The organism is Inquilinus sp. KBS0705 (assembly GCA_005938025.2).
GTDB lineage: Bacteria > Bacteroidota > Bacteroidia > Sphingobacteriales > Sphingobacteriaceae > Mucilaginibacter.
This window is the reverse complement of sequence record VCCI02000001.1, coordinates 1051498-1063335: the sequence shown is the minus strand read 5'-3', so window position 1 is coordinate 1063335 and position 11838 is coordinate 1051498. Positions and strand designations below refer to the sequence as shown.

5 protein-coding genes are annotated in these 11838 nt (G+C 40.8%); all 5 read left to right on the top strand.

Features of this window, described 5'->3' with window-relative positions:
• The first annotated feature begins 343 nt into the window (after window positions 1-343).
• The 5 genes from FFF34_004730 to FFF34_004710 all read left to right on the top strand — a co-directional run bounded on the left by FFF34_004730 (window position 344) and on the right by FFF34_004710 (window position 11656).
• On the top strand, window positions 344-3484 hold the full coding sequence (locus FFF34_004730; GenBank protein TSD67958.1) for a TonB-dependent receptor: 3141 nt from the start codon (window positions 344-346) through the stop codon (window positions 3482-3484).
• 20 nt (window positions 3485-3504) lie between these two features.
• Window positions 3505-5196: a RagB/SusD family nutrient uptake outer membrane protein gene (locus tag FFF34_004725; protein TSD66716.1), complete on the top strand. Its 1692-nt coding sequence runs from the start codon at window positions 3505-3507 to the stop codon at window positions 5194-5196.
• Between the two features lie 136 nt (window positions 5197-5332).
• Window positions 5333-8686, top strand: coding sequence for an RNA-binding protein (locus FFF34_004720; GenBank protein ID TSD66715.1), 3354 nt, complete (start codon window positions 5333-5335; stop codon window positions 8684-8686).
• A complete protein-coding gene (locus FFF34_004715; protein TSD67957.1) occupies window positions 8686-10008 on the top strand; it encodes a vanadium-dependent haloperoxidase in 1323 nt (440 codons plus the stop codon). The genes FFF34_004720 and FFF34_004715 overlap by 1 nt, the downstream gene beginning before the upstream one ends.
• A 22-nt stretch (window positions 10009-10030) precedes the next feature.
• On the top strand, window positions 10031-11656 hold the full coding sequence (locus FFF34_004710) for a VCBS repeat-containing protein (GenBank protein TSD66714.1): 1626 nt from the start codon (window positions 10031-10033) through the stop codon (window positions 11654-11656).
• Window positions 11657-11838 lie beyond the last annotated feature (182 nt).

Genomic DNA, 11838 nt, shown 5'->3' with positions numbered 1-11838 from the left:
AAGTTATAACCAAATAAGTAGTATATTTTTTTTAAGGGTGTTTAAGCCCTGTATTTGAATAGTTAGTACAGTAATCTGTTCTGTGTAATTACGCCTTTATTGTGCTTATTACAAGGGCAGTTTTAAAGTGTCTTTAAACCAATTATTATATAATTTTTACCTAACCCAAAAAAACTGAATGAAGAAAACAAAAGAAGAAAATGTAACACCAGGAGAAATCAAAAAGCTTGTATCAAGGAGCTGTAACATTAATTATTAACAAGATTCAATTATGCAATACATTTTACTTAAAAAATCATTCTTGCAGAAAAACTTTAAAGCAGCCCTCATGTTTATGGCGGTTATGTTTTTATTATCCAACATAACCTATGCTGGTAATAAAACGAATTTATTCTTGCTCGATGTAAATAAATCTAAAAAAGATTTAAAAAACACACCTCCAATTAACGTCAAAGGTAAGATCATCGATAAAGTAACCGGCGAAACAATTATTGGTGCTTCAGTTTTAATTAAGGGCACAAGCCAGGGTACAGTTACTGATGTAAACGGTGCTTTTACACTTTCGGTAGAAGAGAACGCGGTATTAGTAATTACTTATATTGGTTACGAAACCATTGAAGTGCCGGTAAATGGACAAAGCAATATTTTGGTAAGGCTGCAAACAAGTGGCAAAAACCTAAACGAGGTTATCGTAGTAGGTTATGGTACCCAAAAGAAAACCTCAACCACTGCCGCAGTATCAACTATTAAAACCAACGAAATTGCTAAAAAACCGGTTGTTAACTTAACCAACAGTTTGGTTGGCCGTGCATCGGGTTTAATAATTACACAAGCTAGCGGCGAGCCTGGTTATGATGGTTCTAACATCCAAATAAGGGGTATCGGTTCTACAGGTGGTAGTTCTCCGTTGCTTATTGTAGATGGTGTGCCACGCGACTTTAGCAGGCTTGACCCGAATACTGTAGAAAACATCTCGATACTAAAAGATGCAGCGGCTGTTGCACCATATGGTGTTGCCGGTGCAAACGGTGTTATTTTGGTTACCACAAAAAGAGGTAAAACCGGCAAACCGGTACTTACTTATAACGGTTATTTTGGTATACAAAACCCTACAAAAGTACCCACATTTATAGGGTCGTACGAATATGCTTTGCTGCGCAACGAAGCCAATGCAAACGACGGGCAGCCAGCTGCATACACTGCAGATGACATACAGAAATTTAAAGATCATTCCGATCCTGATGGCCATGCTGATGGGCATCCGTTGCAGGATATCATCATGAAAAACAGGCCTATAACCTACCATAACGTAACACTATCGGGCGGTACTGATGATATTAAATATTTTGCATCATTAGGATATACCCACCAGGATGGTATGTGGAGCACCACATTTTTAGATAAATATAACGGGTCGTTAAGCTTAACTGCTAAAGCAACAAAAACCACAACAGTGGCTTTGTCTGTTAACAGTTATGTAGAAGATCAGCACTTCCCGTCACAAAGTGCCGGAACAATTATTGGCCAGGCACAACGCCAGGCGCCAACAACACCTGTTTATTACAGCAATGGTCTATGGTCTGGCTACATTGGGCAGTCGTTAATAGGCGAAATATACCATAGCGGTTATCAATTAAACGAAAATACCGCTGTATTATCGCAGTTTTCTATCGACCAAAGATTGCCTATTCAAGGTTTAAGTTTAAAAGGTGTTATTAGTTATGATAACGGCCCAGATCCGTTATTTACAGGCAACATTACCTCTGTACAACGCACCTATACAACCCCTATACCTTTTTATAATGTTGATGTTACCACAAACCCATATACTTATAAAGCGGGCGTACAGGGTAACTCAAAGGCTACCTTTAGCCAAAGCTATAGCCAAAACCATTCATTAACATTGCAGGGTTTATTAACTTACCAACGCAGTTTTGGTAAAAGTGATATTAATGCACTGGCTGTAGTAGAAAGCCGCGATGTTAAATACCAAACGTTTGGGGCAACCAAGTTTAACTATAACTTAGATATTGATGAGTTAAACTATGGTGGCCCGGCAGCAGCTGATGCAACAAACTACGGCTATTCAAACGGCCAAAAGCAAATAGGCTATGTATACAGGGTAGGCTATGCTTACGATAATAAATATTTGCTTGAAGCTGCAGGTAGATATGACGGAAGCTATTTGTTTGCTCCTGGTCAAAGATTTGGTTTCTTCCCTGCATTTTCTGCCGGCTGGCGTTTATCAGAAGAGAAGTTTATCAAGGATAACCTTACCTGGATCGACAACTTAAAAATCAGAGCTTCATGGGGCCAATCAGGTGCTTATCCAAGGTCAGGTGGTTCAATCCTTACTTACCAATACTTAAGCCCATATAATCCTTATGCAAACTCAGCTGTATTAGGGGGTAGTGCAACACAAGGTATTAACGAAGCATTGCAAGGTAACCCTAATATTACCTGGGAAAGAGCCAATAAAACCGACGTAGGTTTTGAAGCTACCTTATGGAAAGGTGCTTTAAGCATTGAAGCCGATTATTTTTATGAAAAAAGGTCGAATATGTTGGTTGGCATTGGTAACACCCTGCCTGGCGAATACGGTATTGGTACCGGTTTGGTAAACGGTGGTATTATGAGTAACCATGGTATAGAGCTAACCCTGCAAAGCGGCCATAGCTTTAATAAAGACCTTAGGTTAGATGTAACAGGTACATTTACTTTTGCCCGTAACAAACTATTACAGGTTTACGAAACCAGTGCAACTGCAAACAACCCTAACAGGCGCCAAACCGGAAGGCCTATAAATACGCCATTTGGCTACCAGGCCCTGGGCTATTTTAAAGCTGCCGATTTTAACGCCGATGGTTCGCTTAAAGCGGGTATACCAGTTCCTTCATTTGGTCCGGTATCGGCAGGTGATATACAATATGCCGACTTAAGCGGCCCTGATGGTAAACCTGATGGTAAAATAGATGCTAATGACCAAACCGTTATCGGGCACCCTAACACGCCTGAAATAATTTACGGTTTAGAGCCACGCCTATCTTACAAAAACTTCGACCTGGACATTTTGATACAAGGGTCGGGTAATAGCAGTATAGGTATCAATAACTATTTTGCATTCCCTTTTAATGCATCAGGTTCGGTATCGCAACTAGTATATGATGATCACTGGACACCTGCAACACCAAATGCTTTATACCCAAGGGTAACAGGTACGCCAACTTCAAATAACACACAGTTTTCTTCGTGGTTTATGCGAAATGATGCCTATATCCGCCTAAAAAGCTTTGAATTAGGGTATACTTTCTCAAACAAGGTTTTACATAATAAAATACAATCAGTTAGGCTATATGTTGCCGGGCAAAACGTAATAAACCTTTTGCCTAATGTGAGAGAAATAATTGATCCTGAAAACAGTGGCAGTAATACTAACTATTACCAGCAGCGTGTATTTTCAGTGGGTCTTAATGCTACATTTTAATGATAATAGATATGAAAGCAATGAAACATATATATAATAAGTACAGATCGTTCTTTTTGCTGGCTTTACTTGTGGCAGGTATAAGTTCATGTAAAAAAGATTCGGCGTTGGATGTACCACCTAAGGGTTTTTTAACTAACGAAAGTACATTCAGTTCGCAAAGTAACGCCGACCTTTTTGTAAATGATATTTACAATCAGTTACCGGATGTTAATAACGACTATCAGCTAACCGAACAGTATGCCGATAACAGCTTTTGCGGTGCCGCCTGGGAAAATGGGCAAGCCACAGTAAGGGCTGGTTCAATAGGGCCAAGCAATGTACCTACCGGCCCTGGTGGCATGTGGGATTGGGAAGGTAACTTTGGGAAAATAAGAAAGTGTAACCTTTTCCTTAAAGAAGCCGCTGCAAACAAAGCTAATTTTACCGACGATTGGTATAAGCAGCGTGTAGCCGAGGTTACATTCATGCGCGCTTATTTCTATTCGTTATTATTTACCGCTTATGGTGGTGTACCTATCATCAAGGAACCATTAGACAACGCATCGGGTGCCGATATTTTTGTTGCCCGCGCTACAATTGATGAAACTGTTGCATTTATTGAGGCTGATTGTGACGCTGCAGCTGCGGTATTACCGGCAAAAGCAACAGAAAGTGGCCGTGCTTCAAAAGGATCTGCTTTGGCGCTAAAAGGCTGGGTTGAGCTGTTTGCTGCAAGTCCGCTGGTTAATACCGGCGGCGATGCATCAAAATGGTCTAAAGCTGCTGCTACCAACAAACAGGTAATGGACCTGGGCACTTACAGCCTTTTCAATGCGTCACCTACTGCTTATGCCGATCAGTTTTTAAGTGCCAACAACTGGAATGTTGAAACCATATTTGCCCGCGGTTATGCTACAGGCCCTGCAAAGGGTAGTCACCGCGAGGGATATTTAGGCCCGGTATATGTAAATGGTGTTCAGCAATCATGGGGTAACTTATCACCTACACAAGGCTTGGTTGATGATTACTCGATGGATAACGGTTTACCTATTACTGACCCTGCATCAGGCTATAATCCTCAAAAGCCATATGAAAAACGCGAGCAACGCTTTTATCAGTCTATCTTATATGATGGTGCATCATGGCAAGGTGATATCTTTAAATCGAGAATTGGTGGAAGCAACCAGATCGATTTAGGTTCATCAAGCGATATTAGTAATACTGGTTACAACGCCCGTAAAACACTGGATGAGTCGATAACAGGGCAAACCAGTATAAACCTTGCGCCAAGCTTTGCAAACTATATCATATTCCGTTATGCCGAGATACTGTTAAGTTATGCAGAAGCGCAGAATGAAGCTGTAGGGCCGGATAATACAGTATATGATGCTGTAAATAAAGTACGTGCCCGTTCATCGTTACCGGCAGTTAAACCGGGACTATCAAAAGACCAAATGCGCGATTACATACACCGCGAACGCCGTATTGAACTGGCATTTGAAGATAAGCGATGGTTTGATATCCGACGCTGGAAAATAACAACCGGAGCAAACGGCGTGTTAACGTCACCGGAATATGGTATGAAGATAGAAGCCGGAGCCGGTGGGGCATTAACCTACACGCCTGTTAAGATATTTACAAATACCTTTTTTGAGCGACAGAACTGGATGCCTATACCACAAGGTGAGATTGATAAAAATCCAAAGTTGAAACAAAACCCGGGTTATTAACCCATTTATTTGATTTAGTAAATTCACACTCCGGGATTAGGCCCGGGTGTGAATTTTTTTATTTTGCTGCAGCCTGAAAGCCGATACTTTTTATGGAAGTTAAATTATATTTTTACTAACTACCTATCAATTTTAAATGAGCATCTTTTATACTTCCCGTTATTGTAGTTGGAGCAAGTTTGCTATAGCCGGTGTGTTAATTGCACAGCTATTTGCGTGTACTAATAAAAAGCCATCAACCGAGGCTGAGCCTGCAAATACATTATTTAAGCTTTTACCCGCAGAACAAACCCATGTAGATTTTGCAAACACTTTAACCGAAGGTTTAAATACCAATGTGTTGATGTACGAATACTTTTACAACGGGGGCGGTGTAGCCATTGGCGATGTAAACGGCGATGGCAAGCAGGACATGTATTTTACCGGGAATATGACCGACAACAAATTGTATGTAAACAAAGGCAACATGCAATTTGAAGACATAACCAATGTTGCAGGGGTAGCCGGCCGGCCGGGTCCCTGGAAAACAGGAGTGACCATGGCCGATGTAAACGGCGATGGCAAGGTTGATATTTATGTTTGCTACTCGGGCAAAATTGGCCCTGATAAACGCAAGAACCAATTATTTATCAACCAGGGTAACGATACCAATGGCGTGCCGGTTTTTAAGGACGAAGCAGCAGACTTTGGCTTAGATTTTCCATCGTTTACCACACAGGCTTACTTTTTTGATTACGACCGCGACGGCGATTTAGATATGCTGATGGTGAACCATAATCCGCAACGCATAAGTAGTTTGGATGATATATCTGTAAGTGCCCTGATGAAACACACCGATCAGGAAGCCGGGATACGCATATTACGAAACGACAATAACCATTTCTCAGATGTTACAGCAGCATCAGGCTTAATAAATACATCACTATCTTACGGTTTAGGTGCCGGTATTGCTGATGTGAATAGCGACGGCTGGCCGGATATTTACATATCTAATGATTACAATGTGCCCGACAGGCTATACATTAATAAAGGCAACGGCAAATTTGTTGATGAGCTGCAAAGCAGTATCGGGCATACTTCATTCTACTCTATGGGAAATGATGTTGCAGATATTAATAACGACCTGAAGCCGGATATCTACACCCTCGATATGTTGCCAGAAGACAACCGCCGGCAAAAATTGCTTTTTGGGGCCGACAATTATGAATCGTTTAACTTAAACCTTAGGGTTGGGTTTTATTATCAATACATGCGCAATATGCTCCATATAAATAATGGGGATGGTACATTTAGCGAGATTGGGCAACTATCGGGCATATCAAATACCGATTGGAGCTGGGCCCCTTTATTTGCCGACTACGATAACGACGGCTGGAAAGACCTGTTTGTAAGTAACGGCTACACCCGCGATTATACTAACATGGATTTTTTAAAATACATGGGCGACAACCTGCGGGATAGAAGGGTGATGCGACAAGACCTGTTAAACATAGTAAACCAAATGCCATCATCTGATGTGCAGAGCTACTTTTTTCACAACAACGGCGACCTCACATTTACCAACACCAGTGCCTTATGGGGTATTAATCAGCCATCAAACAGCAATGGCGCGGCATATGCCGATCTGGATAACGACGGCGATGTTGACCTGGTGGTGAACAACATTAATAAACCGGCTTTTATTTATGAAAACGAGTCAAATAAACAAAGCAAAAATCACTATTTACAGGTAGATCTAAAGGGCAATAAAGGCAATACACAAGGTGTAGGCGCAAAGGTAATTTTATATGCCGGCGATAAAAAACAATATTTAGAGCAGATGCCAACAAGGGGATTTCAATCGAATGTATCGCCGGTTTTGCATTTTGGTTTAGGCGATAAAAAAACGGTTGATTCTTTATTAATAATATGGCAAAGCGGCAAAACAGAAATACGTAAAAATTTACCTGCCGATAAAACCATAGCCATTAACGAGAATGAAGCAAAAGAGAAAGCCATAATAGCTGCTCGCCCTAAGCCACTGTTCACAGAAGTAAAATCACCAATTAATTTTAGAGAGAAGAACAATACCATTAACGATTTTAAACGCCAGCCTCTGCTAACTAACCCGCTATCATTCTCGGGCCCATGTATGGCTAAGGCAGATGTAAACGGCGATGGATTGGAAGATATTTATATTGGTGGCGCAAGTGGGCAGGAGGGAGCACTTTATCTGCAACAAACGAATGGCACTTTTACAGTAAAAATAACACCTGCATTTATAGTAGATAAAGGGTATAACAATGCCGGTGCCGCTTTTTTTGATGCCAATGGCGATAATAAACCTGATCTGTATGTTTGCTCGGGCGGATACGGAAATATCAACCCTGACGACCCAATGCTGCAAGACCGGCTTTATTTAAACGACGGTAAGGGTAACTTTACCAAAGCTATTAACGCATTGCCAAAAATGCTAAGCAGCAAAAGCTGTGTTAAAGCGGCCGATATTAATGGCGATGGCCATCAGGACCTGTTTGTTGGTGGTAGGGTAATACCCGGCCGGTACCCCGAAACACCCGATAGTTACATATTAATAAATGATGGAAAAGGCCATTTTGCCGACGAAACCGCAAAATACAATGCCGCAATAAAAAACATAGGGATGGTTACCGATGCTGCTTGGGCAGATATGAATAACGATAACAAACCCGACCTGATAGTTGCAGGCGAATGGATGCCAATAACCGTTTTTATTAATACTAACGGAAAGCTTATTGATAAAACGGCTGACTATTTTGATAAAAAGTATTCGGGTTGGTGGAATACACTAAAGGTAGCGGACGTAAATAAAGACGGCCATCCGGATATTATTGCCGGTAATTTGGGGCTAAATACACAATGCAGAGTGTCTGATACCGAACCGGCTGAAATGTATTATAAAGACTTTGATGATAATGGCTCGGTCGACCCCATTTTATGCTTTTATATTCAGCATAAAAGTTACCCGTACATTACCAGGGACGAGCTGCTGGACCAAATGAGTATAATGCGTGGCCGTTTCCCTGATTATAAGAGTTATGCCGATATTACCATAGATAAGCTGTTTACAACCGAAGAAATGAAGGGCGCTAAACTGTTAACCGCTAATTATTTATCAACAGCGTGTTTTATAAGTAACGCTAAAGGGAAGCTAAGCCCAACCAATTTACCGTTACAAGCGCAATATACACCTGTGTTTAACATCACCACCTTAGATTATGACCACGATGGGCACGAAGACCTATTGTTATGCGGTAACATTACCCACGAGCGATTGAAATTTGGAAAGTATGATGCCAGCTACGGAGTATTATTAAAAGGCGACGGTAAGGGCCATTATACTTACATCCCCCAATTACAATCGGGCTTTAAAATTACGGGCGATGTACGCAGCGTTGTGCAGGTTAATGATGTTTTGCTATTTGGTATAAACCAAAGCATGGTAAAGGCTTATAAATTAAATTACAAATGATGAAGAAGCTTTTAGTATGCATATTTTTTAGTGTTGCAGTTATTAATGGCTGTAAAACAACACAATCACCTAAGTTAACAAGTAGCGATATCAGCAAGGTTATTGGCCAGATGACAGATGTAATGATACACGATGTTACTAACCCGCCGTTGGCAGCACGTTTTTTTGCTTACAGCTGTTTAGCCGGGTACGAAGTTGTATCGCAAAATGATAAAGCTGTATCTACCATGCATGGTAAGTTAAACGGTTACCCGCCTATGGTTAAACCAAAAACAGTAGCCGGTTACGATTACCGCCTGAGTGCTATTTTAGCCGTATTAAAAACTGCCGAAAAGTTACAGCCATCAGGCAGTACTTTGCTGGCTAAGTACGAAACCAGCTTATTAGATTCGTGCAGAAAGATTGGGTTTGAGCAAAGCGTTATAGATAGCTCGCTAAGTTATGCACAGCAAGTAAGTAAAAAGGTATTGGCCTATGCCAAGGCCGATAAATACAATCGCATAGGCAATTATACACGTTACCAGGAGTCGGCAGGCAACGGCGATTGGAAAGCTACACCGCCAGCATATATGAGCCCTGTAGAGCCTTATTTTAATACCATAAGGCCTATGACGCTTGACTCGGCCTCGCAGTTTTTACCTGCGCCACCAATTCCTTTTTCTACCAGCAAAAATTCAGCGTTTTATAAATTTCTGCAATTAAGTTATACCAAAAGTGGCAACGGCTTAACCAGCCAGGAACGTGACATTGCCAACTTTTGGGACTGTAACCCATTTGCCGTGCAAAACGATGGCCACATGCTCATCGGTTTAAAAAAGATATCGCCGGGTGCGCATTGGATGGGTATTACCGGTTTAGCTTGCGATAAGCAAAAGACAGATTTTTCAAAGGCAATGGAGATACACACTGTTGTTGCTATTGGCTTAATGGATAGTTTTATATGTTGCTGGGATGATAAATATCGCACTAACCGTATACGACCTGAAACTGCGATTCGTAAGTATATAGATCCTACATGGAAACCCTTATTACAAACACCGCCTTTCCCCGAATATATTAGCGGCCACTCGGTAATATCCAAATCATCAGCGGTGATTTTAACGCATTATTTTGGCGATAATTTCCATTACGTAGATGATATCGAGACAAAATACGGAGTGCCAAAAAGGAGTTTTACTTCTTTCAATAACGCCGCGCAGGAAGCAGCCATCTCCAGGTTTTGGGGAGGTATACACTTTATGGATGCAATAGATAATGGTGTTAGCCAGGGCGATAAGGTGGGCCATTGGGTGCTTAATAAAATATATAATAAACCAATGTAGTTAAAGGGCTTATTAGGCAATAATGAATAAAAGCAAACCAGCTGTAGCCAGCCAAAAAAAGCCGTTACCTTATAAAAAGCTAATTATTATAATTGCTGTTTTGATAATTGGTGCGATTGCTGCCTATTTGTTTTTTGATACAAGCAATGCCATTGATAACCGTACTGAGACAGATGCCTACCTGTTACCGGCCTCGCAGAGCGATATCGAAGATGGCGCTGTGTTGTCGCAAAAATATTGTCGGTCCTGCCATTTATTACCCAACCCTCAGCTGTTAAACAAAAACAAGTGGAAAAGCATTTTGCCGCAAATGGGGATACGCCTTGGCATAAAAGCATATTATGGCGAATCGTATACAGAATCAATAAAAAGCAGCGAATTAATTGTTCCGGATAAACCATTACTTACCGATGAACAATGGCAACATATTATTAGCTATTATATGGCTAAAGCGCCAATGTTTTTACCGGCTCAAAAGCGTACAATTCCTATAACCCGCACAATGCCTTTTTTCAATTTAGAGGCGGCTGCTAAATCTTTGTCAGGCGGGCAAGTTTTAGCTACCTACATAAAAATTGATACCAGTGTAAAGCCCACAAGAGTATTTGTTGCCAACGGGCAATCGCACAAGCTATACTTACTAAATAGTAAATTAAAAGTAGTTGATTCAGTAAAAACTACGGGCCCGGTTGTAGATATGTGCTTTACCGCCAACCAAATACTGGTGTGTATGATAGGGAAGGAGTTGGGTGCCAATGATGATAAAGCCGGAAGTGTGGCAAAGCTTAAAATAAGTACTGCTGGTAAAATGAGCATTGATACCACGCCGCTGTTTAAAGACCTGGTTAGGCCTGTTGAAATTATACCTGCAGATATAAACGGCGACCATCAAACAGATTATTTAATATGCGAATTTGGCAATTTGATAGGCGCACTTACATGGATGGAGAATAAGGGCGATGGTACGTTTATAAAACATATTATCAGCAACCTGCCCGGTGCAGTTAAAGCTTACATAGATTATGATAACAATAGTAAGCTGCCTAATATTTGGGTGTTATTTACACAAGGGCAGGAGCGCATATCACATTTATTAAATAATGGCAACGGCACTTTTAAAGAGATACCTATTATGCGGTTCCCGGCTATTTATGGTTCGTCGTTTTTTGAAAGGGTGGATGTGAACCACGATGGTTTAAAAGACATTGTATATACCTGCGGCGACAATGGAAACGCCACATTAGTTTTAAAGCCCTATCATGGTGTATACATATATATCAACAAAGGGAACGACAAGTACGAGCAGCAATTTTTTTATCCGATAAACGGCTGTTATAAAGCAATAGCGCGCGATTTTGATGGCGATGGTAATATTGATATTGCAACGGTAAGTTTATATACAGATGCGCGGCAAACGGAGGAAGGGTTTGTTTACTTTAAAAATAAAGGTGCGCTTAACTTTGAACCACATGCATTACCACTTAACACCCGTTTTGAACGCGCCGTTACCCTTGCCGACGGAGACTTAAACGGCGACGGGAAAAGCGATTTGATAATAGGTAATGCTTATTTTGACTTTGGCCCGTTTGGGTATAATATAAGCGAGCCATTGTTTTACTACTTAAAAAACAAAGCGGGTACTAAATAAATGATCAAATAGGCATCACTGCAATTTTGCCCCCTAAAAAATAATGGTTTGTCCCCCATATTATATTGCCCATAGTTGCAAATTTGGCCGATACACCTATTACATAAACCGGTTTCCATCTATATAAATGTTACTGTTAATTAATCCTATTAATTATATATTGCCACTATTATCTTAATACA